The sequence below is a fragment of the Massilia sp. KIM genome (assembly GCF_002007115.1).
GTDB lineage: Bacteria > Pseudomonadota > Gammaproteobacteria > Burkholderiales > Burkholderiaceae_D > Telluria.
Genome location: NZ_MVAD01000001.1, coordinates 2,451,411 through 2,473,823, shown reverse-complemented (window position 1 = coordinate 2,473,823; position 22,413 = coordinate 2,451,411). Strand labels below are relative to the sequence as shown.

The window sequence follows — 22,413 nt, the reverse complement described above, 5'->3', positions numbered from 1 at the left end:
AAATAATTATCAAAGGGAAAGTCCTCATGCTGATCTACCTCGTCGCCGGCGCCCGTCCCAACTTCATGAAGATCGCGCCCATCGTGCGCGCGCTCCAGGCGCAGGATGTGCTGTCGTTCAAGATCATCCATACCGGCCAGCACTATGACCGCGAGATGAACGACGTGTTCTTCGAAGAGCTGGGCATTCCCCAGCCCGACGTCTTCATGGCGGCCGGCGGCGGCAGCCATGCCCAGCAGACCGCCAAGATCATGGTCGGTTTCGAGGAGCTGTGCATGGCCGAGCGTCCGGCCGCGGTGCTGGTGGTGGGCGACGTCAACTCGACCCTGGCCTGCTCGATCGTGGCCAAGAAGCTGAACATCCCGGTGGCCCACGTCGAGGCCGGCCTGCGCAGCGGCGACATGGCCATGCCCGAGGAAATCAACCGCCTGGTCACCGACAGCATCTCGGACTGGTTCTTCGCCACCGAGCCGGCCGCGGTCGAGCACCTGCGCCGCGAAGGCAAGGCCGACTCCGCCGTGCACTACGTCGGCCACGTCATGGTCGACAACGTGCTCTACCAGGCCGAGAAACTGTCGGCCGCCGATACATCGGCCTTTGAAACCAGCGGCTTCAAGGCCGCCAACCCGCGCTACGGGGTGGTGACCCTGCACCGTCCGAGCAACGTGGACGACCCCGCCACCTTCACCCGCATCGCCGGCGCCCTCAAGGAGATCGCCGCCGAGCTGCCGCTGATCTTCCCGGTGCACCCGCGCACCCGCGCCAACATCGAGAAGTTCGGCATCGACCTGGGTCCCAACATCACCCTGGCCGGCCCCCAGGCCTACATGGCCTTCCTGAACCTGTGGAAGGACGCGGTCGTGGTGCTGACCGACAGCGGCGGCCTGCAGGAGGAAACCACCGCGCTGGGCGTGCCCTGCGTGACGATCCGCGAAAACACCGAACGTCCGGTGACGGTCGAGGAGGGCTCCAATGTCCTGGCCGGCACCGATCCCGAGACCATCGTGCGCGAAGCCCGCAAGGCGCTGCGCGGCGAAGGCAAGCAAGGCCGCCGCCCCCAGCTGTGGGACGGCAAGGCGGCCGAACGCATTGTCGCCATTTTGACAAAGGAACTTGCATGAATGAAGAGCGCATTACGTTGATGGGCTGCCAGGTCGACAATTTGTCGATGGAAGAGACCCTGGGAAAAATCGAAGGCTTCATCGCGTCGGGACGGCCCCACCAGCACGTGGTGGTCAATGTCGACAAGCTGGTCAAGGCCAGCCGCGATCCGGAGCTGCGCCGCATCATCAACGAATGCGCTCTGATCAACGTGGACGGCATGCCGGTAGTGTGGGCCTCGCGCCTGCTCGGCAAGCCGCTCAAGGAAAGGGTCGCCGGGGTCGACCTGTTCGAGGCCCTGATGCGGCGCGCCGGCGAAAAGGGCTGGCGGGTGTTCCTGCTCGGGGCCAAGGAAGAAGTCGTGAGCAAGGTGGCCGAGACCTACCAGCGCAAGTACCCGCGCCTGGTGCTGGCCGGCTACCGCAACGGCTACTGGAAGGGCGAGCACGAGGAAGCCGAGGTGGCGCGCCAGATCCGCGATAGCCAGGCCGACCTGCTGTTCGTGGCGATTTCCTCGCCCAAGAAGGAACAATTCCTGGGCAAGTACCAGGCCGAGATGAAGATCCCCTTCGCCATGGGCGTGGGCGGCACCTTCGACGTGGCCATCGGCAAGGTCAAGCGGGCCCCGGTGTGGATGCAGAAATCCGGCCTCGAATGGTTCTACCGCTTCCTGCAGGAGCCGCGCCGCATGTTCCGCCGCTACTTCATCGAGGACATGGCCTTCGTCTGGTTGTTCATCAAGGAAGCGGCGGCGCGGGGCCGCTGACCCGCAGGGAAGGGGCGGCCAGGCGCCGCCCGACTGACGTGAATACCTCCCGGGGTCCCCAGGACCTCCGGGACATCGGCCGGCGGGCGCGCCCGCACGGCCGCGCACTAGCGGATGCCGCTGGAAGCGGCTCCGTTCCATCATCCTACAGAGAGCGAAAGACATGAAGATTCTGGTTACTGGCGGGATGGGCTATATCGGCTCGCATACCGTCGTCGAACTGCAGAACGCCGGGCACGACGTGGTCGTGGTCGACAACCTGTCCAACGCCCAGGCATCGGTGCGCGACAGGGTGCAGAGAATCACCGGCAAGCCTTTCGACTTCGTCGAGGCCGACATCCGCGACCGTGCCGCCATGGAGGCGGCCTTCGCCGCCCACAAGGTGGACGCCGTGATCCACTTCGCCGGCCTGAAGGCGGTCGGCGAATCGGTGGCCCAGCCGCTGCGCTACTACGACAACAACGTTTCCGGCAGCGTGGTGCTGTTCGAGACCATGGCCAAGTTCGGCGTCAAGTCGCTGGTGTTCTCGTCCTCGGCGACGGTCTACGGCGACCCGGCCTCGGTGCCGATCCGCGAGGATTTCCCGCTCTCGGCCACCAATCCCTACGGCCGCAGCAAGCTGATGATCGAGGACATCCTGCGCGACCTGTCCAAGGCCGAGCCCGACTGGCGCATCGCCCTGCTGCGCTACTTCAACCCGGTCGGCGCCCATGAAAGCGGCCTGATCGGCGAAGAGCCGAGCGGCATTCCCAACAACCTCGTCCCCTACATCGCCCAGGTCGCAAACGGCCAGCGCGACAAGCTGTCGGTCTTCGGCGGCGACTACGACACCCCGGACGGCACCGGCCTGCGCGACTACATCCATGTGGTCGACCTGGCGATCGGCCACGTCAAGACCCTGGACCGCCTGGCCAAGGGCCCCGGCATCCTCACCTACAACCTCGGCACGGGCCGCGGCAACAGCGTACTGGAAATGGTGCGTGCCTTCGAGCAGGCCAGCGGCCGTTCGATTCCCTATCAGATCGTCGATCGCCGCCCGGGCGACGTGGCCAAGTGCTACGCCGATCCGACCCTGGCGCGCGAGGAGCTGGGCTGGAGCGCCCAGCGTGATGTCGCTCAAATGTGCGCCGACGTATGGCGCTACCAAACCACAGCCAAATAAACGGAAGGACGGTCTAATGAAAGCCATGATTCTCGCTGCAGGCAAGGGCACGCGTGTGCGCCCGCTGACCTACGACCTGCCAAAACCCATGATCCCCCTGCTGGGCAAGCCCGTGATGGCCTACCTGGTCGAACACCTCAAGAAGCATGGCGTGACCGAAATCATGGTCAACGTCAGCTGGCTGCACGAAAAGATCGAAGAGTACTTCGGTGAAGGCGAGCAGTTCGGCGTGCAGATCGGCTATTCGTTCGAGGGCTATACCAAGGACGACGGCGAAGTCGTGCCCGAGCCGATCGGCTCGGCCGGCGGCATGAAGAAGATCCAGGAGTTCGGCGGCTTCTTCGACGACACCACCATCGTGCTGTGCGGCGACGCGCTGATCGACCTCGACCTCAAGGCGGCCCTGCTGGAGCACCGCCGCAAGGGGGCGATGGCCACCGTCATCACCAAGGAAGTGCCTTGGGATAAGGTATCATCCTACGGCGTCGTCGTGACCGATGAGCAAGGCCGCATCGTGGAATTCCAGGAAAAGCCGAGCCAGGAAGAAGCCAAGTCGAACTTCATCTCGACCGGCATCTACATCTTCGAGCCCGAAGTGATCGACCTGATTCCGCCCGGCGTGCCTTTCGACATCGGTTCCGAGCTGTTCCCCCTGCTGGCCGAGCGCGGCCTGCCGTTCTACGCCCAGGGCCGGCCCTTCAACTGGCTGGACATCGGCACCATGGGCGACTACTGGGAAGTGCTGCAGACCGTGCTGACCGGCGAGGTCAACCACATGGACGTGCCGGGCATCCAGATCAAGCCGGGCGTGTGGGTGGGCCTGAACACCAGCATCGACTGGGAAGGCACCAGCATCGAGGGGCCGGTCTACATCGGTTCCGGCGTCAAGGTCGAGGCCGGTGCGCGCATCGTGGGGCCGACCTGGATCGGTCACGGCAGCCACATCTGCGAAGGTGCGGAAATCGTACGCAGCGTCTTGTTTGAATATACACGCGTGTTGCATGATGTAACATTGAATGAAATGATAGTATTCAAGGATTACAGTGTCGACCGCAAGGGCGAAATGAAGCATGCTTCCGAGTATTCTTCCGAGGAATGGCTGAACGCGCGCGATCGCCGCCGCTCCCGACGCAAGGAATTCGATAGTCACAATCCAGAATTAGAGAAAGTCAGCGCATGAAAATTTATCCAGTCATCCTCTCCGGCGGCGCCGGCACCCGCCTGTGGCCGCTTTCGCGCGCCGTGCTGCCCAAGCAGCTGCTGCCGCTGGTGGCGGACAAGACCATGCTGCAGGAAACCGCCCTGCGCGTGGCCAATTGGCCGGGAGTGATGGCGCCTCTGGTGGTCTGTGGTAACGACCACCGCTTCATGGTGGCCGAGCAATTGCGCGAGATCGGCATCACGCCGCTCGGCATCCTGCTCGAGCCGCTCGGCCGCAATACCGCGCCCGCGGTGGCGGCGGCCGCCCATTACCTGAAATCGGTCGACCCGGAAGCGGTGATGCTGGTGCTGCCGGCCGACCACGTGATCGAGAACGGCGCGGCCTTCCGAGACGCGGTCGAGCGCGCCGTGACCCTGGTGGGGCAGGGCGCCCTGGCCACCTTCGGCATCGTGCCCAAGACCCCCGAAACTGGCTACGGCTACATCCGCCGTGGCGAGCAGGTCGCCAATTGCGGCGAGTGCTTCAAGGTCGCGCGCTTCGTCGAGAAGCCCGACCTGGCCACCGCCGAAGGCTTCCTGAAGGAAGGCGGCTACTACTGGAACAGCGGCATGTTCATGTTCCAGGCCGAACGCTACCTGGCCGAGCTGCGCGAGCATGCGCCGGCCATCGCCGAGGCCGCCGAGCAGTCGATGAAGGCCGCCTACCGCGACCTCGATTTCTGCCGCCTGGACGAAACCAGCTTCGCGGCCTGCCCCTCGGATTCGATCGACTACGCGGTGATGGAACACACCCGCGACGCCGCCGTGGTGCCGGCCGACATCGGCTGGAACGACGTCGGCTCCTGGTCGGCGCTGTGGGAAGTCCAGCCCAAGGACGAGAACGGGAACGCGCGGCGCGGCGACGTCTACCTGGACGGCGTCAAGAATTCGCTGGTGCGCGCCGAGAGCCGCATCGTGGCCGTGGTCGGGGTCGAGGACATCGTCGTGGTCGAGACCGAGGACGCGGTGCTGGTCACCCACAAGGACAAGGTGCAGCGCGTCAAGCAGGTGGTCGACCACCTCAAGACCCAGTCCCGCACCGAGCACCTGCACCACACCAAGGTCTACCGTCCCTGGGGCCATTACGAGGGCATCGACGCGGGCGACCGCTTCCAGGTCAAGCGCATCACGGTCAAGCCGGGCGAGAAGCTGTCGCTGCAGATGCACCACCACCGCGCCGAGCACTGGGTGGTGGTCTCGGGCACCGCGCGCGTGACCTGCGGCGACAAGGTTAGCCTGCTGTCCGAGAACGAGTCGACCTATATCCCGATCGGCATGAACCACCGCCTGGAAAACCCGGGCAAGCTGCCGCTGCACATCATCGAGGTGCAGTCGGGCAGCTACCTCGGCGAGGACGACATCGTCCGCTTCGAGGACATCTACAAGCGCAACTGATCGCGCCTGCGCCGCCAGCGGAAAACGGGGAGCTTCGGCTCTAATGGTGTTCAGTTAGCAGAAAAACCGTCGCCCCGGCGAAGGCCGGGGCCCAAGTTCGGCGGCTCGACAGCTCGGAGAACTTGGATTCCGGCCTGCGCCGGAATGACGTGTATGCGCTAACTGAACGGCATTAGAGCTTCGGTTCCCCGTTTTGCATTGCTGGGCACGCCAAACATTCAAGCGTGCGTAGGTCCTTTTGGTCGTGGCATACAATGAACCGTCGAGAATGCGAGCGAGGTTCATCATGAAGACGACCGTTGCAGCCGGCCTGCTGGCCGCTGCGCTTGGGGGCTGGACGTCCCTGGCGCAGGCACAGAGCACCCCTCTCCTGGACATCACCCTGCACGGACAGCTCGAACGCTGGCTCGGCGCCGGGGATCTCTACCTGGAAAACATCTACACCCGCCAGACCGGCAACTACTCGGCGGACTTCCACGCCGCCGCCGACGGCAAGGGCCCGACCTTTACCCTGATGCGCGTCAGCAATGACACGGGCGGCAGCTGGCTGGTTGGCGGCTACAACCCCAACAGCTGGTCTTCGACCGAGGGCTGGCACATCGCCCAGCGCGACTGGGAGCGCACGGCCTTCATCTTCAATTACACCGACCCGGCCGTGTTCCGTCCGGTGCCGAGCACCTATGAATTGCCCAGCCAGGGCGCGCGGCTGACCTATAACTGGTCGGACCATGGTCCCACCTTCGGCCAGGGGCCGGACCTGTTCGTCAGCGAGGGGCTCGACGTCGCCCTGTCCTGGCAACTGACCTACGGCGACCCGGACTACGAGGGCCGCAGCATCATCGACGGCAGCTATGGCGGCCAGTTCATGCGCATCGACGCGCTCGAGGTGTATTCGATCGCGCCGGTGCCCGAGCCGGGCAGCTACGCCATGCTGGCCGCCGGCCTGGGCGTGCTGGGCTGGGCGGCGCGGCGCCGGCGCAAGGCGTAACGCGGCTGTCGGCGGGCCTGTGGCATCATGCACACAGGCCTGCGTCCGGCGACGGAGCGGGCCGCGATCCTGTCCACCATTCGCCTATCCATGAGACGACCACCGCCTGAGCCTGCGCTTCATCCACTCCGCTTCTTCTTCCGTTTCGCCTTAGCCTTGTTCCTGTGCGCCGGCCTGCTGCACGCGGGCCATGCGGCGGCGGCCCTGCGCCCCGAGGCGCTGGCGATCGTGATCAACGACGAGGACCCGAACAGCGTGGCGGTGGGGGAGTACTACCGCAAGCGGCGGGACATCCCCAAGGCCAACGTGGTGCACGTGCGTATTCCGGGCAAGCCCCAGCGCCTCAGCCCCGAGCGTTTCGAGGAGTTGCGTGAAGAGATAGACAGCAAGCTGGGGCCGCAGGTGCAGGCGGTGCTGATGGTCTGGACCGCGCCCTATGCGGTGGACTGCAATGCCATCACCGGCGCTTACAGCCTGGGCTACGACGCCCAACAATGCTTGAAGACTTGCGCCGCCGGCCGTCCCAGCCCTTATTTCAACGCCAAGGGCGGCGCGCCTTTTGGCGAACACCGCATGCGACTGTCGATGCTGCTGCCGACCGAGTCGGTGCAGGAGGCCAAGGCCCTGATCGACCGCGGCGCCGCTGCGGGATTTCGCACCGTGCCGGCCACGGCGTATTACCTCGTGACCTCGGAGAAGGCGCGCAACACGCGCGCCGGCTTCTTCCCGCCCAACGGCAAGATCGCCGCGCGGCGCCTGGCCACCAAGCGCATCGAGGCCGACGTGCTGGAGAACAAGGACGACGTCCTGATCTACCAGACCGGCATGGCGCAGGTGAGCAAGCTCGAGACCCTGAAGTTCGTGCCGGGCGCCCTGGCCGATCACCTGACCTCGCTCGGCGGCGACCTGCTGGGCACCCAGCAGATGAGCAGCCTGCGCTGGCTGGAGGCGGGCGCGACGGCCAGCTATGGCACGGTGAGCGAGCCCTGCAATCACTGGCAGAAGTTTCCGAATCCGGCTGTCCTGCTGCGCAACTACGTAGCGGGAGATACGGCGATCGAGGCGTACTGGAAGAGCGTGGCCTGGCCGACCCAGGGCCTGTTCATCGGCGAGCCGCTGGCCGCGCCTTATCGTGGCCGGCGCTGACACAGCGTCCCTGTAGCCCATACTAAATTCAGGCGACCAGTTCAGGCGCGTCGTGTGCGCGCCATGTCCGAATTTGCAGAGCGTACTATCGTTTTTGCTTAAACGTATTTTTTCTATTAGCGAGCGAATCTTTCAAAAGATTCAGGCACCTGAAAGTCCTCTATCGCCGCTGTTCCACAGCAGTAGTCAGGCTTCCGGCAAAATCAAGCCGAGAACGATGAGGAACCACAAGATCGCACCTAGCGCTATCCAACAGTAATTAACACTGGTCATGTGGCTGTTGCTTTCGGCCTTGGGGTCATCGCAACTGACATTGACCTTGTGCTGGGCACTAAGCAACAGACCAAGCAGGGGCATCATGATCAGAAGCGAGGCGACATCTGTGTAGGGCGAGCCAATGGAACGATAGCTCAATCGGTCAAGTATGTTCGATGCGATTGTGAATAGCACCAGTAGTGTCGCAAGCAATTCGTTATTCCATTCAGCCAGCGCGGTCTTGTCCCGCCCATAGGCCTTTATTTCGCGGAACAAGGCGTGGGTGAAGAAGATGGAGAATATACCGCGTGCAACCGGCCAGATCGATTGGTCAACGTTAAATTTGTCCGAGTTGAAGTTCTTGTAATTGCTCCAATTCTTATAGAACCAGTAGACCCCGTAAAACCCTAGTGTGGCTAGATACAATATTGCCAACTTCTTTCGGGAGACTACGTAGAAAATAGGAGCGACAGACACAAGGTCTTCGCCGCTCCGGCTATCGGGCAGCACTTGGCTATTTTCCATCATCGATGAGTTTCCACCCATTTGCTAATTTAAACATATGACCGTATTCACGTATTTTTTTGGTTGGCCAATACGGGGGCGCAACAGTGATGCTGCCGAAATCACGACGTATTTGGATGTCAGGTTCTGCATCGTGTCAGTTCCGCCTTAACCGAACCCGACCATTCGGTCCAGCATAGCAGTTCGCCGACGCTAGATAGTCACGGACTATCACAAGCGGCAGGCTATGTGACAGGGGGAATGCCAGCGAATATCCGCACCAGCCGCGAGCCCGGCGCGATGAGGCAGGCCCGTACCCTTGCCGTGTTCGGCTATGTCAGGCGCAATCCTGGGCCATCTGGCGGTCGACGATCTCGCGCGTGATCGTGCCCGGCAAATCGAGCTCGCGGCGCGCCCATTCCTTCAGCTCCGCCGTCGCCAGTCCCGCCAGCAGGGATGCGCGCAAGGCTTCCGCTTCCGAACCACGTCCCAGGCCACGTAGGATGGCGGCCCCGAGGCGCACTGCGGTGGCCAGGTTCATCAGTTCCGCTGCCAGCCGCGGCGCCTGGCCGGGCAGGGGGAAGAGGGGAGCGCAGCGCGCCTGGTCGTTGACCCCTTCCAGGCTGGCCAGCGGATCGCCCCGGTAACGCTCGGCCAGCGCGAAGTCGCCGGCCTCGACCACCGCAGGCAGGGCGCTCCAGGCGTACTGCCAGGCTAGGCGCGGCTGGCTCTTGTCGAGGGCGCTGAACACCGACCAGGTCGAGCGGGCATCGTGCAGGGTGTGATTGATGTCGACGATCAGCGAGAACCGCGAGATGCGTCCGAAGCGGGCGTCCGGGTCGCCGTCGGGATCGTCGCGTCCCAGATAGAGGTCGCCCGCCAGCAGGCGCGCGATCTGGTCTTCGCGCAAGTCCTTCAGGGCGGCGCGCGCCGGCGCGTAATGCTCGGCCAGCATGGTCCATTCGAGGATGGCGATGAACAGCCGCGAGCGGGTCGGCGCGACGGCCTCCTCGGCCTCGGCGAGCAGGCGGCGCAACAGCGCCAGGGCTTCCTCATGGCGCCCTTCCTGGTTCATGGCGATGGCGCGGCTGGTCTGCATCTCGATATCGGTCATGGATGCATGTTAGCAAGGCAAATGTGTCGCGAGATACGCGCATTGTCACATTCACTGCAATTTCGCTTGATCCGTACGGACTAATCCGTGGTCATCATGTTGTCAATTTGTGCATTTAATATGCATTTGCTAACGATACGCATGCCCCGGGCAACGGGGCGGACAACACGGAACCTTCATGACCACTCTCACCGCACCGATTTTCCTGCGCCGCACCCTCCTGGCCACGCTGCTGGGCGGGCTGGCGGCCAGCGCCTGGGCCACTCCCAATAACATCGTCATCAGCCAGGTCTACGGCGCGGGCGGCAATGCCGGCGCCGCATGGAACAAGGACTTCATCGAACTGTTCAACCGCAGCAGCGAACCGGCCAGCCTGGGCGGCCTAAGCGTGCATTACCACTCGGCCACCGGCACCGGCAACAGCAGCTTCCTGCTGCTGCCCAATGTCACCCTGCAACCAGGCCAGTACTTCCTGATCACGGCCGCCGGCGGCGCCAACGGGGCCGATGTCGGCACGCCGAACGCCACCGCGCCCTCGGCGATGAACCTGTCCGGCAACGGCGGCCGCGTCTCGCTGTCGACCTCCACCACCTCGCTGCCACCGGCCGTGGCCCACGCCTCGATCGTCGAAATGGTCGGCTACGGCAACGCCAACGTCTCGGAAGGCGGCCAGGCGCCGGCGCCGAGCCTGACCAACAGCATCCAGCGCGAAGCCGCGGGCTGCACCGACACCGACAACAACAGCAGCGACTTCGTCTCCCGCCTCGTGACCGGTCCGCGCAACATGGATTCGGCGCGCAACGTGTGCTCCGGCGTTCCGGTCGCCAAGCCGATCGTGCCGAGTTGCCCGGCCGCCCTGGTGGCCGAGAAGGGCAGCGCCGCCAGCATCCTGCTGTCGGCCACCGACCCGGACAGCATCGTCGACAAGGCAGCCATCGTCGCCGGCGCGCTGCCGGGCATCGGCCTGTCCGGCCTGGTCCCGGCCACCGCCGACGGCGGCAAGGCCGAGGTCACCCTCCAGGCCGATGGCAGCCTGGCCGCCGGCAAATATCCGGTCACAATCGAGTTCGGCAACAACGAGGGCGAGAAGGCGAGCTGCACGGTCAACGTCACCGTCTCCGGCGAGCTCAGCATTTCGCAGATCCAGGGCGCCAAGGCGACCAGCGACTACGATGGCGCGGTGGTCGCCACCCGCGGCGTGATCACGGCCAAGGTCGGCAACGGCTTCTTCCTGCAGGATCCCAACGGCGACGACGACCCGGCGACCTCGGACGCGATCTACGTGTTCGGCACCAATACGACGGCGGCGGTGGGCGACTTGGTGCGCGTCACCGCCACGGTCGACGAGTACAAGCCGAATGGCGCGAGCCGCAGCTACACCGAACTCAAGGACGTGACCTACATCACGACCATCGGCAGCGGCTACACCATTGTCCCGACCAACATCGGTCTGCCCGAGCCCGACCTGGGGCGCTACGAAGCCATGCTGGTGCGCTTCACCACCCCGCTGACCGTCAACGGCAACCGCTACCTCGGCGACCGCGGCGAACTGATCCTGTCCAATGGCCGCCGCGAGAACCCGACCAACCGCCATCCGGCCGGCTCGCCCGAAGCCGCCGCCCTGCTGGCCGAGAACAAGGCCAACCAGGTGGTGCTGGACGACGGCATCTTCACCACCCCGGCCACCATTCCCTACCTGGCCGAGGACGGCACCGTGCGTGCCGGCGACACCGTGCACGACCTGACGGGCGTGCTCGACTTCGGTTCGCTCGGTGGCGGCGGCGCCGGCTTCAAGCTGCAGCCGACCGTGGCCCCGGTGTTCTCGCGCACCAATGCGCGCCTGCCTGCGCCGACCCTGCCGGCCGGGGTCAAGGTGGCCAGCGCCAACGTGCTGAACTTCTTCACCAGCTTCCCGGACGGCACCGACGCCTGGGGCAAGGCCAGCCCGGGCTGCACCGTGGGCGGCAAGACCAGCCCCTCGGAATGCCGCGGCGCCGACAACCTGGCCGAGTTCGTGCGCCAGCGCGACAAGATCGTGGCCTCGCTCAAGGCCCTGGACGCGGACGTGGTCGGCCTGATGGAAATCGAGAACAACGGCGACGTCGCCACCGGCTACCTGGTCGACCAGCTCAACGCCGCCTACGGCAAGCCCACCTACGCGGTCGTGCCCAAGCCGGCCGCGACCGGCACCGACGCGATCCGGGTGGCGATGATCTACAAGCCGCAGGTCCTGAACCTGGTCGGCAACCGTTCGCTCTCCGACGGCGACGCCATCCACAACCGTCCTCCGATGGGCGCCAGCTTCAAGGCCGCCAACGGCGCGGTGTTCTCGGTGATCGTCAACCACTTCAAGTCCAAGGCCAGCTGCGGCGGCGCCGGCAGCGGCGACACCGACCCGGGCAACGGCCAGGGCTGCTGGGACAAGCTGCGCACCAGCCAGGCCCAGCGTCTCGCGAGCTGGTTCATCCCGCAGGTGACCTCGGCGGCCCAGGACCCGGACGTGCTGGTGATCGGCGACCTCAACGCCTACGCCTTCGAGAACCCGATCAATTACCTGACCGGCAGCGCCGGCCTGGTGAACCAGATCGAGCGCTTCGTGCGTCCGCAGGGCATGCCTTACTCCTACGTGTTCGACGGCCAGTCGGGCTACCTCGACCACGCGCTGGCGAGCGCCTCCCTGAGCAGCCAGGTGGCCGGCGCGGCCGAGTGGCACAACAACGCCGACGAGCCGGAGGCGATCGACTACAACCTGGGCGACACGCCGAAGGACCAGTTCACCATGGACCCCTACCGCGCCTCGGACCACGACCCGGTGGTGGTAAGCCTGAACCTGACCCCGACCTACGCCGACCTGAGCGCTTCGGTGAAGATCACGCTGGGTGGCTTCACGGTCAACCGCCTGACGGGCAAGTACAGCGGCAATGTCACCATCACCAACACCAGCGGCCAACCCCTGAGCGGCCCGCTGCACTTCCTGCTGCAAGGCCTGCCTGCCGGCGTCACGCTCGACAACGCCAGCGGCACGCGTAACGGCGCACCTTACCTGAGCCTGCCGCAGGCCACGATCGCGGCCGGCGCCACCGTCACGCTGGGCACGACCTTCACCAATCCGTCCCGTACCAGCATCAACTACACGCCGAAACTCTTCAGCGGCAGCTTCTAAGAATGGAAAAGACCATGTTCGACATCAAAGCACTATTCCTGCGCGCCATGCTGGCGCTGACCATGCTGGGCACCGTTCCGGCGGCCCTGGCCAATCCGGTGTATTACCACGTGACGATCGATACCGCGCAATGGGCGGGCAGCACCGGCTGGCTCGACTTCGGCTTCAACGGTCCGGGCGACCCGGGCGCCGGCGCGCGGGTGGACGGCCTCAGCGGCGACTTCACGAGCGAACTGAAGCTGGCGGGCGACACCGCCGGCAACGTGCTCGACGGCTTCACCCTGGGTAACCAGACCGGCTACAACTTCATCGACCAGGGCGTGAACTTCGGCGGCCTGTTCAGCTTCCGGGTGGCGCTCGAGGACTTCGGCGGCGACAACGGCATGCTGTTCAGCGTGGCCTTGTTCAACGAGGACTTCAGCAGCTACCTGGGCGCCGCCGCCGACCTCCTGACCATCGAGCGCGTGCCGGGCCTGGCCGACACGGTCGAGGTGCCGGGGCAGGGCGTGAGCGTGAGCGCGGTGCCGGAACCGGCCGACTGGCTGCTGGTGGCGAGCGGATTGTTGCTGATCGGCCTCACCCGTCGCAAGGCGGCGCGACGCTGATCCAGACCCCTTCGCCCATGCGAAAACACCTGCCCGAGGCCAGGTGTTTTTGTTTCAGGATTTAGTCGCCAAACGTCTCAATTGTTAAACGAAATTATATTGTTCAGGCGTCGGGGCTTGCGGCATAGTCAAAGCATTGTCATACAGACACTGCACCATGTCAGCCCAAGTCTTCGTGGTCGATCCGGATCCCCGCACCCAGCAATTGCTGGTGCAAAACCTCGGCAGCGCCGGTTATACGGCCGCCTGCTGCGCCGATGCCGAATCGGCCCTGGTGCTGTTGGATGAGGCCTTGCCCGAGCTCCTGATCCTCGAGTGGGAACTGGCGGGGCAGAGCGGCGAGGCGCTGGTGCGGCGCCTGCGCGCCCAGGCCCGCACCCGCGACCTGCCGGTGATCATGCTGAGCGCGCGCGCGGCCGAGCACGACAAGGTGCTGGCGCTCGAATCCGGCGCCGACGACTATCTGACCAAACCCTTCGGCCCGCGCGAGCTGCTGGCGCGCATGGGCGCGGTGCTGCGCCGCCGCGCTCCGGCGCCGGGCGCCGACTGCATCCAGCTGGCCGGCCTGCGCCTCGATCCGGCCACCCAGCGCGTGACCGCGGGCGTGCGTCGCATCCCGCTCGGACCGGTGGAGTTCCGCCTGCTGAACTTCCTGATGCACCACCCGGAGCGGGTGCACACCCGCTCGCAATTGCTCGACGGCGTATGGGGCCGCCACGCGGTGCTGGACGAACGCACCGTCGACACCCATGTCGGCCGCCTGCGCCTGGCGCTCCAGGCGAGCGGGCACGAGCGTCACATCGAAACCGTGCGCGGCAGCGGCTACCGCTTCGCGGCCTGGTCGCTACAGGCCCGGGCGGGCTGGGCCACGGCCGCCTGAACATGGTCATCCTCAGCAAGCTGGAGCAGGAATACCTGCTGCGCAGCATCGAATCCGGGGTCGGGCTGGCCGACCTGCGCCAGTTTTTCCTCTGGAGCCAGGGGCCGCTGCAGGCCCTGCTGCCGCATGCGGCGCTGTTGTGCATGGAGCTCGATGGCGGCGGCGCGCTGCGGCGTGTCGAATGCCTGCGCCAGGCGGTGCTGGCCCCAAGCGCGCTGGCGCAGCTGGAGGGTGAGCTGGGACCGGCGCTGGCCCGGGCCTGGCGCGTCGGTCCGCCTCAGCCGGCCGTGCTGGAACTGGAAACGCCGGACGAGCCGGCTGGGGCCGGCGGTGCGCTGGCGTCCTGCCGCGAGGCGCTGCGCCGCAGCGGCTACGTTAATACCCTGGTGCATGGCAGCGCGGGGCAGGGCGGAGGGGCGCACGGAAGCGCCGCCACCGTGTTCGCCTTCCTTGGCCTACCCTTGCGGCCGGGGGCGCGCCAGGCCTGGTTCCTGCAACTGCTGCTGCCTTACCTGCATCTGGCGCTGTTGCGCCTGGGGGCGGGAGAGGGCGCACGCGTGCGCCTGGCGCGCGCGCTGTCGGCGCGTGAACTGGCGGTGCTGGAACAGGTGCGCGCGGGCCGCAGCAACGAAGAAGCCGCGCACGCGCTCGGGATCAGCGCGCTGACGGTGAAGAATCACCTGCAGCGCGTGTATCGGGTGCTGGGAGTGGGAAACCGGGCCCACGCTGTGGCGCGCTGCATGGAGCTGCGCCTGCTGTGACGCCGCCGGGCGGCGGCATCAAGATTACGACTGGGGGTACTGGCCTTCCTGGGCGGCACGGCGCTGGGCGTCGATGCGCCAGGCTTCGGCATTGCCGTCGATGATGCGCAGGCTGTTGCAGCCTTCGGGGGCGCAATCCGGCGCCGGCATGTTGGCCGAGACCACCGGGGCCACCGGCGCGCCGGTCGAGGCGGCTTCAAAAGAGGCAGTGGTCACGGCGGCGGTCTGCACCGAGGCGGTCTGGGCAGTCGCCTGGACTTCTTGCTGGCCGGCGCCACAAGCGCTGAGCAGGACGGCGAGGGCGAGGGCGGCGGTGGTGCGGAAGCTGATTTGTTTCATGGTGATCGTTTTGAGCGAGCTGGTCTGTAACAAGTGAGGCTATTGTAGTTCGTAAATTTTTGCCGGTGCTCAATTAATTTCGTTAGCGAACAGCCAAGATTAAGTTTATTGAACGAAAGATTTGCGATGTTGAGCGAAGTTAAGCGAAGAAGCCCAATATATCCTCAAAGAAATAAAAAATTCTTTTGAGAAAAATGTGCTGTGGAAAAATTGCCGCGTGGCATCGTAGCCACGACGAAAAAGCAAGTTCCTGCGATTAATTAGCAGCTCTATAAAGGATGTGATTCGCTTGACCACGGCAGCAGGGAGCGCGAAGATGCGGCATGAACAAACTTCTCCTCATCCTTCTCCTCGGCTGCGCCGCCTGCACCACCAAGGCGCAGGATCCCTCCACGTCTTCGGCCCCGAAGGACACTGGCGCCCGCCCGGCCCAGGCCCAGGCCGCCCCAGGCGGTGACCTGCTGTCCCAGATGCGCGCCCTGACCGCCGACGCCACCTGCAGCGAAAGCACCCAATGCCGCAGCATTCCGGTCGGCGCCCTGGCCTGTGGCGGCCCCCAGGACTACCTGCCGTACTCGGTGACCCGCACCAACGAAAAACAGTTGCGCGAGTTGGCCGAGCGCTATCGGGCCCAGCGCCAGTCGGAAATCGTCAAGACCGGTGAAATGTCGACCTGCCGCTACCGCCCCGATCCGGGCGCGGTCTGCGTATCGGGAAGCTGCCGCCTGGGCGGCGCCGACGCCAGCTGAGACCGGCTTCACGGCCAGCAAAAGAAAAACGCTGCGTGCCCGGAGGCACGCAGCGTTTTTTTTCAGGTCCGCCTGGCGGCGGACCAGGGGCGATCAGCGCAGCGAGGTCACGGCGCCGGCCTTGGGCGGCTTGCCCACCGGGCCCGGGGTCGGGACCGGGTTGGTGGCATCCACTTCCAGCAGCGAGGTGCCGACCGTGGCGCTGCCGTTCAGGTAGCGGATCGCGGCCAGGTAGCGGGTGTCCGGGGTCAGGCCGGACCAGCTTGCCACAGCCGAGGCGGTGCCTGCCAGGAACACGCTGCCCGGCAGCGAGACCTTCAGGTTGCCGCCGGTCTCGCCGGCGCCCACCACCCACGAAGCCAGGGTGTAGGTCGAGCTGCCGCCACGCGGGGCGTAGCCGGCCACGCAGACGCGGTAGGTGCCGGCCGCCGGCGCCACCAGGGTCACCATCTCGTTCGAGGTCGCGTTGCCGCTATAGCCGACCTGGGTGTTGCTCGGACCGTAGACGATCAGGTCCAGGTCGTCCGCGAAACCGGCCTGGTAGCCGCTGGTGTCGAGGTCGCGCAGCGAGAAGCGGGCCACCATGGTGTTGGCAGGGACGGTGAAGCTGGTCGCCTTCACGCCGGACGAGCCGCCGGCCGCGCATTCAGCCACGCCGCCGTCCGCCGCCAGGGTCTGGCCCACGGTCTGCTGGTTCAGGGTGGCCGGCTTGAGGCCGCCCTGCAGGGCGCCCAGCTTGCCGTTGTAACCGGTGCCGATCGTGTACACGATGTTGCCGGTAACCTGCTCGCTGTGCAGGGTGGCGGGGGCCGACAGGGCCTGGGCGCGCGCGGTCAGCGGGCTGCGGACCTTATGGCCCAGATTGCTGTTCCACTCCAGCGAGCCGAAGCTGTACTGGTCGAGCGGGGCGCTGGTGCGGGTCAGGTTGACCGTGTAGCTGGCCTTGGCGCCCGGCGCCAGGGTCAGGGAGGCCGGCGACACGCTCACGGTGAAGCCGTCCAGGGTGGCGCTCGGCGTGAAGGTGGCCTGGGCGCCGCTGACGTTGGTGACGGTGCGCGTCATGCTCAGCTTGCCCAGCACGCTGCCGGCGGTCAGCGACGGGAGGTTCAGGTTGTGGGCCTGGATGGTGCCGATCTGCGAGCAGGTGCCGGGAGCGAAGACAGCGCCGGCGCCCGAGCCGCACATGAAGCGGGCGTAGTCGAGGATGTTGGCGTCGTACACCAGGCCCGGGTCGAAGGCCAGGTTCGGCTGCACGTGGCCGGCGCCCTGGCCCCATGGCAGGCGGCCGTTCTGGGCGCCCGGCAGGCCGTCGTTGAAGGTGGCGCCGCCGGTGGTCATCAGGGACGACTTGATCGCTGCCGGCGACCAGTTCGGGTGCAGCTGCTTGAGCAGGGCGCCCAGGCCGGCCACGTGCGGGCTGGCCATCGAGGTGCCCTGGAGCGAGGCCCAGGCCGCGCCCGGGGTGCCGCTGCCGCTGGCGATGGCGTCGCGTTCCGCCTGGGTCTTGACCGGCGAGTGGCCGGCGATGATGTCCACGCCCGGCGCGATCAGGTCGGGCTTGAGGATGCTGGCGTAGCCGCGGTTCGGGCCGCGCGACGAGAAGCCGGCGGTGACCGGGGCCGGGATGAAGCTGGTCATCAGGCTCCAGGACGAGATCGCGACGGTGGCGGCCGGGTTGGACTGCACGTAGCTGCGCAGGGCTTCGCCGTCGGTCTTGGTCAGGTGCACGGTCGGGACGCTGTGGATTTCCGACACCAGGCTGGTGCCGGTGTCGATCAGCACCATGCCGACGCCCTGGGCGTCGGCCACGGCCTTGCTCTTGTCCACGCGCGGGTTGGTGCCGCGCTCGCACAGCACGACCTTGTCCTTGACCTTGGCCGGGTCGAGGGCGGCGTCGGCGCTGGCCGGCCACTGGATCCGGTTGGCGTCGGTGTAGCAGAGGCGCAGCGCTTCCTGGTCGGCCGCGTTCAGCTGGGCAAAGGGTTTCATGCCGGCGTCGCGCGCCGAGATCGCGGTAGTGGCGGGCAGCGGGCTGGTGTTGAGCGAAGCGCCGGTATAGGTGGCGCCGTTGCTGACGGTCGCGGTCGCACCGTTCAGGCGGTTGTGGGTCGAGGCCGCCACGGTGGTGACCCAGGGGCTGAGGTGGGCCACGGCGTTGGCCGGACCGGCGTTACCGGCCGAGGTCGCCACGAAGACGTTGGCGTTGGAAGCGCCGAAGAAGGCCAGTTCGACCGGATCGGTGACGCTGGTCTGCGAGCCGCTGATCGAGAAGTTGATCACGTCCACGCCGTCGGCGACGGCCTGGTCGATGGCGGCCACGCTGTCCGAGTTGAAGCAGCTGTTGCGGGTGCCGGTGCCGTCGGTCGCGCTCGGGTCCGGATAGGTCCAGCACACCTTGTAGGCGGCGATGCGGGCGCGCGGCGCGATGCCGCTGGCCTTGCCCATCGGGATGCCGTTCAGGTTGATGGCGACGTTGCTGTTGCCGCCGGCGGTGCTGGCGGTGTGGGTGCCGTGGCCGCCGTGGGCGGTCGGGCCGTCCACCGAGTCGCGCGGCGAGACGAAGTCGGACCAGTGCATCTCGCGTCCGGTCGACAGGAAGGTCTCGTTGAAGTAGCGCGCGCCGATCAGCTTGTTGTTGCAGTTCTGGGCGGTGAAGCCTTCTCCTTCGATACAGGCGCCGTTCCATTTGGCCGGCGGAGCGCCGTAGGCCAGGGTGCCGGAGGCCTCGAAGGTCGGGTTGCCTTCGCCGTCGACGCGGTCGGCGAAGGCCGGGTTCTCGGGCCAGATGCCGCCGTCGACGATGCCGATGATGACGTCTTCGCCCTTGCTCTTGTTGTTCAGTTCCTTGCTCCACAGGCCGCCCGGCTTGTCCAGGCCCAGGAAGGTCGGGGTGAAGTTGGTGTCGAGCGTACGCTCTTCGTCGGCGCTGATGGCCGCCACTGCCGGGTCGGCCTTCAGGGCCTTGACTTCGGACTCGGTCAGGCGCGCCGCGAAGCCGTTGAACACCAGCTTGTACTTGTGGGTCAGCTGGGCCGCGTTGACGCTGGCCAGCACGCTGTTCTGCTTCTTCTCCAGATACTGGATATAGGCCTGGACGTCGGCCGCGCTGACGTCGAGATGCTGGCCGGGGGCCGGCTTGGTGGCGGGCAGGCCGCTCACTTCGCCGGTATAGGTGGCGACCGGCTTGTCGGCCAGCTGCACGATGTAGGAGCGGCGCACGCCGTCGGCGGAGGCGCTCAGGGCGGCGCTGGACAGGACCGCCAGCACGGCGAGGGAAATGGGACGCAGTTTCATGGATTCTTTTCCTTGTTCGATGCGGGGCGGATCACAGGACGCGACGGCGCGAGGCGGCGCCCAGGCCGGCCATGCCCATCAGCAGCAGGGCGATCGTGCCCGGTTCCGGCACGGCGGCCGCGGCGTTCAGGACCAGGTCGTCGATCGCGAACTGGGCCTGGTTGCGGGTCAGTTCGTGCACGTCGATGCAGTCGCCGCTGACGTCGAACAGGCAGGCGCTGATCGTCAGGCTGGTGAAGGCGGTGGTAGCGAAGCTGGCGTCGAACAGGAAATCGGCGAAGTCGAAGCGGTTGTTGGCGCCCTGGCCGGCGAAGTCGCCGCCGGTGCTGAAGCTGGCGCCGGTGCTGGTGATGCCGGTCAGGAGCAGGCGGCCGTAGCTGAAATCGGCCAGGCCGTCGAGCGGCGCCACGAAGGCGTATTTGAGGCCGCTGACCGTGAAGCCGAGCGGGCTCGCGCCGGTGACGGTGAGCGAGCCGTCGTTCAGGCCGGCGTAATAGGTGCTGCCGGTGCCGTTCGGGCAGCCGGTGACCAGGCAGGCAAAGCTGTTGTCGGAGTCGACCAGGGCGCCGACCACGCCATAGTCGGAAGGATCGGCGGTGGCGCTGTTGTTGGCGCGGAACTGGTAGCCGCCCTGGGTGAAGGCGTCGCCGGTGTTGTAGGCGGTGTCGCCCGGTTTCAGGGTGCCGGACACGATATTGGTAACACTGTCGAACGTGATGACTTCGGCCTGGGCGGGGGCAAGGGCGCCCAGGGCGCTCACCACGGCGGCGCACAGCAAAGGTTTCAGGGTCGCGGGCACCGAGTAGGTGCGCGCAGCAGGTCGAAGTTCGCGTTTCATCAGTCTTTACCTTTATCGTTGGTGATTTATTTGGTGAATCCGATTGCTGTGCCTTTGGGCAGGCGGGCCGCCCCGCTTTTCCGTTAACGGGTTGCAATTAAATATAGCAAAGGAAATAATGAAGATGTAAAAAATTTTAACGAAGGTAATTTTGAATCAAAGGAAATTCGCTGGAGAAAATTTGTTTTCCCCTATCAAGAACGTGCATATTTCAGTAACTTTCGTGTACGAAAATTGCGACATTGCAATCGTGCGCCGCTGGCGCAAAAAAGCGTTTTGTGGCATGCGTGTTACCGCTCCCGGCGGGGTGTGCGCCGGGCTTTACAAGTTTGAAAGAAAAGTTGTCTCAACTATTGCGGGCGTGGTAGCCTGCTCGCCGACGGAGAGGTTCCGGCAGGCCGCGCTTGCCGGCCGGCGCGCCCCTCGCCATGTCTTTGTGCTTGTGTAATCCAGGAGTCCAACAGATGTATGCAGGAATGAAACAGAGCCACCCTTCGCGCCGGCGCGTGCGCGGCTTCACGCTGCTCGAACTGCTGGTCGTGATCGTGATCATCGGCCTGCTCGCGGCTTACGTCGGACCCAAGTATTTCTCCCAGCTCGGCAAGTCGGAAGTCACGGTGGCCAAGGCCCAGATCGAAGCCTTCGACAAGTCGCTCGACACCTACCGCCTCGACGTCGGCCGCTATCCCAGCGCCGAGGAAGGCCTGGGCGCCCTGATGACCGCGCCGCCCTCGGCCGGCGCCAAGTGGAACGGCCCCTACCTGAAGAAGGGCGTCCCGCCCGACCCCTGGGGCAACGCCTACCAGTACCGCGCTCCCGGCAGCAAGGGCGAGTACGAGATCGTCTCGCTGGGCAAGGACGGACAGCCCGGCGGCAGCGGCGACAACGCCGACATCAGTTCCCAATAAGTCGCGCGGCGCCGTTTCCGCCAGCTCAACGCAACGTCTTTCGCCGGGCTCCCCATGCAGTTCGCCGTACGTACACTTGCGCCCGACATGTCGATCGCCAGCATCGTCGTCGATGCCGTCGACGCCGCCGATGCGCGCCGCCAGTTGGAAGCGCGCGGCCTGTTCGTCAGCAGCGTCGAGCCGGCGCGCGCGCGCCTGAGGCGCGGCGGCGGCGGCAAGCTCTCGCTGGTGCTGTTCAGCCAGGAGCTGCTGGCCCTGCTCAACGCCGGCCTGGGCATCGTCGAGGGCCTGGAGGCCCTGCTGGAAAAGGAAAGCAGCCCGGGCGCGCGCAGCGTGTTCGAGCGCCTGCTGGCCGGCCTGCGCGAAGGCAAGCGCTTTTCCGGCGTGCTGGCCGACCAGCCCGAGCTGTTCCCGCCGCTCTACGTCGGCATCGTGCGCGCCGCCGAAGGCACCAGCGACCTGCCGCGCGCCCTGGCGCGCTACATCGACTACCAGCAGCGCATCGACGCGGTGCGCGCCAAGATCGTCAGCGCCTCCATCTATCCGGTGATCCTGCTCCTGGTGGGCGGGGGCGTGAGCGCCTTCCTCATCGGCTATGTGGTGCCCAAGTTCGCCGAGGTCTACCACGGCGCAGGACGCTCGCTGCCCTGGATGTCCCAGCTGCTGCTGGACTGGGGCCAGTTCGCCTCCGCCCACGGCGGCGCCATCGGCCTGGCCGCGCTGCTGCTGGCCGTGGGCGCCTTCGCCGGCCTGCGCCACCTGCTGCGCAGCGGCGGGCTGCGGCGCCTGCTCACCCGTTTGCCGGGCATCGGCGAGCGCGCCCGCATCTATGAACTCTCGCGCCTCTACCTCACGCTCGGCATGCTGACCGAGGGCGGCATCACCATCGTCAACGCCATCGAGACCGTGCAGCCGATGGTCTCGAGCGGCGTGCGCAAGGGCCTGGCCCAGGCGCGCGCCGCGATCGAGTCGGGCCAGCCGCTGTCGAACGCCTTCGAGGCCAACGGCCTGACCACCCCGATCTCGCTGCGCATGCTGCGGGTGGGCGAGCGCACCGGCGAGATGGGGCCGATGCTGACCCAGTCGGCCGCCTTCTACGACGGCGAGATCGGGCGCTGGATCGACCGCTTCACGCGCACCTTCGAGCCGCTCCTGATGGCCGCCATCGGCCTGGTGGTGGGCGCCATCGTGGTGCTGCTCTATATGCCGATCTTCGACCTGGCGGGAGACATGTCGTGAGCGCCG

Annotated in this window: 20 protein-coding genes; 15 read left to right on the top strand and 5 right to left on the bottom strand. The window is 66.0% G+C overall.

Annotation, left to right across the window (positions count from 1 at the left end):
- Positions 1–26 precede the first annotated feature (26 nt).
- The 7 genes from wecB to B0920_RS10715 all read left to right on the top strand — a co-directional run bounded on the left by wecB (position 27) and on the right by B0920_RS10715 (position 7,758).
- A complete protein-coding gene (wecB, locus tag B0920_RS10745; protein WP_078032488.1) occupies positions 27–1,121 on the top strand; it encodes a non-hydrolyzing UDP-N-acetylglucosamine 2-epimerase in 1,095 nt (364 codons plus the stop codon).
- Positions 1,118–1,867: a WecB/TagA/CpsF family glycosyltransferase gene (locus B0920_RS10740; RefSeq protein ID WP_078032487.1), complete on the top strand. Its 750-nt coding sequence runs from the start codon at positions 1,118–1,120 to the stop codon at positions 1,865–1,867. Before wecB ends, B0920_RS10740 begins: the two co-directional genes overlap by 4 nt.
- Positions 1,868–2,030: 163 nt before the next feature.
- Entirely contained in the window at positions 2,031–3,029 is a 999-nt protein-coding gene (gene galE, locus B0920_RS10735) for a UDP-glucose 4-epimerase GalE (protein ID WP_078032486.1), read from the top strand.
- Positions 3,030–3,045: 16 nt separating this feature from the next.
- Entirely contained in the window at positions 3,046–4,209 is a 1,164-nt protein-coding gene (locus tag B0920_RS10730) for a sugar phosphate nucleotidyltransferase (protein ID WP_078032485.1), read from the top strand.
- A complete protein-coding gene (locus B0920_RS10725) occupies positions 4,206–5,624 on the top strand; it encodes a mannose-1-phosphate guanylyltransferase/mannose-6-phosphate isomerase (protein ID WP_078032484.1) in 1,419 nt (472 codons plus the stop codon). Before B0920_RS10730 ends, B0920_RS10725 begins: the two co-directional genes overlap by 4 nt.
- A gap of 283 nt (positions 5,625–5,907) precedes the next feature.
- The gene (locus B0920_RS10720) at positions 5,908–6,612 is read left to right on the top strand and encodes a PEP_CTERM-anchored TLD domain-containing protein (RefSeq protein WP_373887897.1); all 705 of its coding nucleotides are present in this window, start codon (positions 5,908–5,910) and stop codon (positions 6,610–6,612) included.
- A 156-nt stretch (positions 6,613–6,768) separates the two neighbouring features.
- Entirely contained in the window at positions 6,769–7,758 is a 990-nt protein-coding gene (locus tag B0920_RS10715) for a TIGR03790 family protein (protein WP_307188903.1), read from the top strand.
- A gap of 186 nt (positions 7,759–7,944) precedes the next feature.
- Here the strand turns inward: B0920_RS10715 and B0920_RS10710 are convergent, their stop codons facing one another.
- Together B0920_RS10710 and B0920_RS10705 are read right to left on the bottom strand one after the other, a co-directional pair.
- Entirely contained in the window at positions 7,945–8,541 is a 597-nt protein-coding gene (locus B0920_RS10710; protein ID WP_078032481.1) for a hypothetical protein, read from the bottom strand.
- A 313-nt stretch (positions 8,542–8,854) separates the two neighbouring features.
- Positions 8,855–9,631 carry a hypothetical protein gene (locus B0920_RS10705; protein WP_078032480.1) on the bottom strand — a complete coding sequence of 259 codons (777 nt, stop codon included), beginning with the start codon at positions 9,629–9,631 and terminating at the stop codon, positions 8,855–8,857.
- Between the two features lie 178 nt (positions 9,632–9,809).
- Here B0920_RS10705 and B0920_RS10700 point away from each other — a divergent pair, with 178 nt between their 5' ends.
- The 4 genes from B0920_RS10700 to B0920_RS10685 all read left to right on the top strand — a co-directional run bounded on the left by B0920_RS10700 (position 9,810) and on the right by B0920_RS10685 (position 15,040).
- Positions 9,810–12,794: an ExeM/NucH family extracellular endonuclease gene (locus B0920_RS10700; protein ID WP_078032479.1), complete on the top strand. Its 2,985-nt coding sequence runs from the start codon at positions 9,810–9,812 to the stop codon at positions 12,792–12,794.
- Positions 12,795–12,808: 14 nt separating this feature from the next.
- The gene (locus B0920_RS10695; RefSeq protein WP_078033377.1) at positions 12,809–13,399 is read left to right on the top strand and encodes an NF038129 family PEP-CTERM protein; all 591 of its coding nucleotides are present in this window, start codon (positions 12,809–12,811) and stop codon (positions 13,397–13,399) included.
- Between the two features lie 157 nt (positions 13,400–13,556).
- Positions 13,557–14,279 carry a winged helix-turn-helix domain-containing protein gene (locus tag B0920_RS10690; RefSeq protein WP_078032478.1) on the top strand — a complete coding sequence of 241 codons (723 nt, stop codon included), beginning with the start codon at positions 13,557–13,559 and terminating at the stop codon, positions 14,277–14,279.
- A gap of 2 nt (positions 14,280–14,281) precedes the next feature.
- Positions 14,282–15,040, top strand: coding sequence for a LuxR C-terminal-related transcriptional regulator (locus B0920_RS10685; RefSeq protein ID WP_078032477.1), 759 nt, complete (start codon positions 14,282–14,284; stop codon positions 15,038–15,040).
- A 24-nt stretch (positions 15,041–15,064) separates the two neighbouring features.
- On the opposite strand, the gene B0920_RS10680 is transcribed toward B0920_RS10685, so the two are convergent.
- Positions 15,065–15,379 carry a hypothetical protein gene (locus tag B0920_RS10680; protein ID WP_143745701.1) on the bottom strand — a complete coding sequence of 105 codons (315 nt, stop codon included), beginning with the start codon at positions 15,377–15,379 and terminating at the stop codon, positions 15,065–15,067.
- A gap of 323 nt (positions 15,380–15,702) precedes the next feature.
- Here B0920_RS10680 and B0920_RS10675 point away from each other — a divergent pair, with 323 nt between their 5' ends.
- A complete protein-coding gene (locus B0920_RS10675) occupies positions 15,703–16,128 on the top strand; it encodes a hypothetical protein (protein WP_078032475.1) in 426 nt (141 codons plus the stop codon).
- Positions 16,129–16,221: 93 nt separating this feature from the next.
- On the opposite strand, the gene B0920_RS10670 is transcribed toward B0920_RS10675, so the two are convergent.
- Entirely contained in the window at positions 16,222–19,422 is a 3,201-nt protein-coding gene (locus B0920_RS10670; protein WP_078032474.1) for a S8 family serine peptidase, read from the bottom strand.
- A 31-nt stretch (positions 19,423–19,453) separates the two neighbouring features.
- Positions 19,454–20,260, bottom strand: a complete 807-nt coding sequence (locus B0920_RS10665; protein ID WP_078032473.1) for an NF038120 family PEP-CTERM protein — start codon at positions 20,258–20,260, stop codon at positions 19,454–19,456.
- A 181-nt stretch (positions 20,261–20,441) separates the two neighbouring features.
- Here B0920_RS10665 and B0920_RS25560 point away from each other — a divergent pair, with 181 nt between their 5' ends.
- Genes B0920_RS25560 through B0920_RS10655 form a run of 3 tightly spaced genes read left to right on the top strand, consistent with a single transcriptional unit; the run spans position 20,442 to position 22,407 of the window.
- The gene (locus tag B0920_RS25560; RefSeq protein ID WP_143745700.1) at positions 20,442–20,708 is read left to right on the top strand and encodes a hypothetical protein; all 267 of its coding nucleotides are present in this window, start codon (positions 20,442–20,444) and stop codon (positions 20,706–20,708) included.
- A gap of 28 nt (positions 20,709–20,736) precedes the next feature.
- Positions 20,737–21,168 (top strand): type II secretion system major pseudopilin GspG, encoded by a 432-nt coding sequence (gene gspG, locus B0920_RS10660; protein ID WP_179119138.1) that lies wholly within the window; start codon positions 20,737–20,739, stop codon positions 21,166–21,168.
- Between the two features lie 54 nt (positions 21,169–21,222).
- Complete coding sequence (locus tag B0920_RS10655) at positions 21,223–22,407, top strand: type II secretion system F family protein (protein WP_078032471.1); 1,185 nt, start codon at positions 21,223–21,225, stop codon at positions 22,405–22,407.
- Positions 22,408–22,413 lie beyond the last annotated feature (6 nt).

Excerpts from the sequence above, each read along its gene's own strand:
- wecB (WP_078032488.1), top strand. The coding sequence starts at position 27 with ATGCTGATCTACCTCGTCGCCGGCGCCCGTCCCAACTTCATGAAGATC.
- B0920_RS10675 (WP_078032475.1), top strand. The coding sequence starts at position 15,703 with ATGAACAAACTTCTCCTCATCCTTCTCCTCGGCTGCGCCGCCTGCACC.
- B0920_RS10725 (WP_078032484.1), top strand. The coding sequence starts at position 4,206 with ATGAAAATTTATCCAGTCATCCTCTCCGGCGGCGCCGGCACCCGCCTG.
- B0920_RS10690 (WP_078032478.1), top strand. The coding sequence starts at position 13,557 with ATGTCAGCCCAAGTCTTCGTGGTCGATCCGGATCCCCGCACCCAGCAA.
- B0920_RS10680 (WP_143745701.1), bottom strand. The coding sequence starts at position 15,379 with ATGAAACAAATCAGCTTCCGCACCACCGCCGCCCTCGCCCTCGCCGTC.
- gspG (WP_179119138.1), top strand. The coding sequence starts at position 20,737 with ATGAAACAGAGCCACCCTTCGCGCCGGCGCGTGCGCGGCTTCACGCTG.
- B0920_RS10710 (WP_078032481.1), bottom strand. The coding sequence starts at position 8,541 with ATGATGGAAAATAGCCAAGTGCTGCCCGATAGCCGGAGCGGCGAAGAC.
- B0920_RS10665 (WP_078032473.1), bottom strand. The coding sequence starts at position 20,260 with ATGAAACGCGAACTTCGACCTGCTGCGCGCACCTACTCGGTGCCCGCG.
- galE (WP_078032486.1), top strand. The coding sequence starts at position 2,031 with ATGAAGATTCTGGTTACTGGCGGGATGGGCTATATCGGCTCGCATACC.
- B0920_RS10730 (WP_078032485.1), top strand. The coding sequence starts at position 3,046 with ATGAAAGCCATGATTCTCGCTGCAGGCAAGGGCACGCGTGTGCGCCCG.
- B0920_RS10670 (WP_078032474.1), bottom strand. The coding sequence starts at position 19,422 with ATGAAACTGCGTCCCATTTCCCTCGCCGTGCTGGCGGTCCTGTCCAGC.
- B0920_RS10695 (WP_078033377.1), top strand. The coding sequence starts at position 12,809 with ATGTTCGACATCAAAGCACTATTCCTGCGCGCCATGCTGGCGCTGACC.
- B0920_RS10705 (WP_078032480.1), bottom strand. The coding sequence starts at position 9,631 with ATGACCGATATCGAGATGCAGACCAGCCGCGCCATCGCCATGAACCAG.
- B0920_RS10655 (WP_078032471.1), top strand. The coding sequence starts at position 21,223 with ATGCAGTTCGCCGTACGTACACTTGCGCCCGACATGTCGATCGCCAGC.
- B0920_RS10700 (WP_078032479.1), top strand. The coding sequence starts at position 9,810 with ATGACCACTCTCACCGCACCGATTTTCCTGCGCCGCACCCTCCTGGCC.
- B0920_RS10740 (WP_078032487.1), top strand. The coding sequence starts at position 1,118 with ATGAATGAAGAGCGCATTACGTTGATGGGCTGCCAGGTCGACAATTTG.
- B0920_RS10685 (WP_078032477.1), top strand. The coding sequence starts at position 14,282 with ATGGTCATCCTCAGCAAGCTGGAGCAGGAATACCTGCTGCGCAGCATC.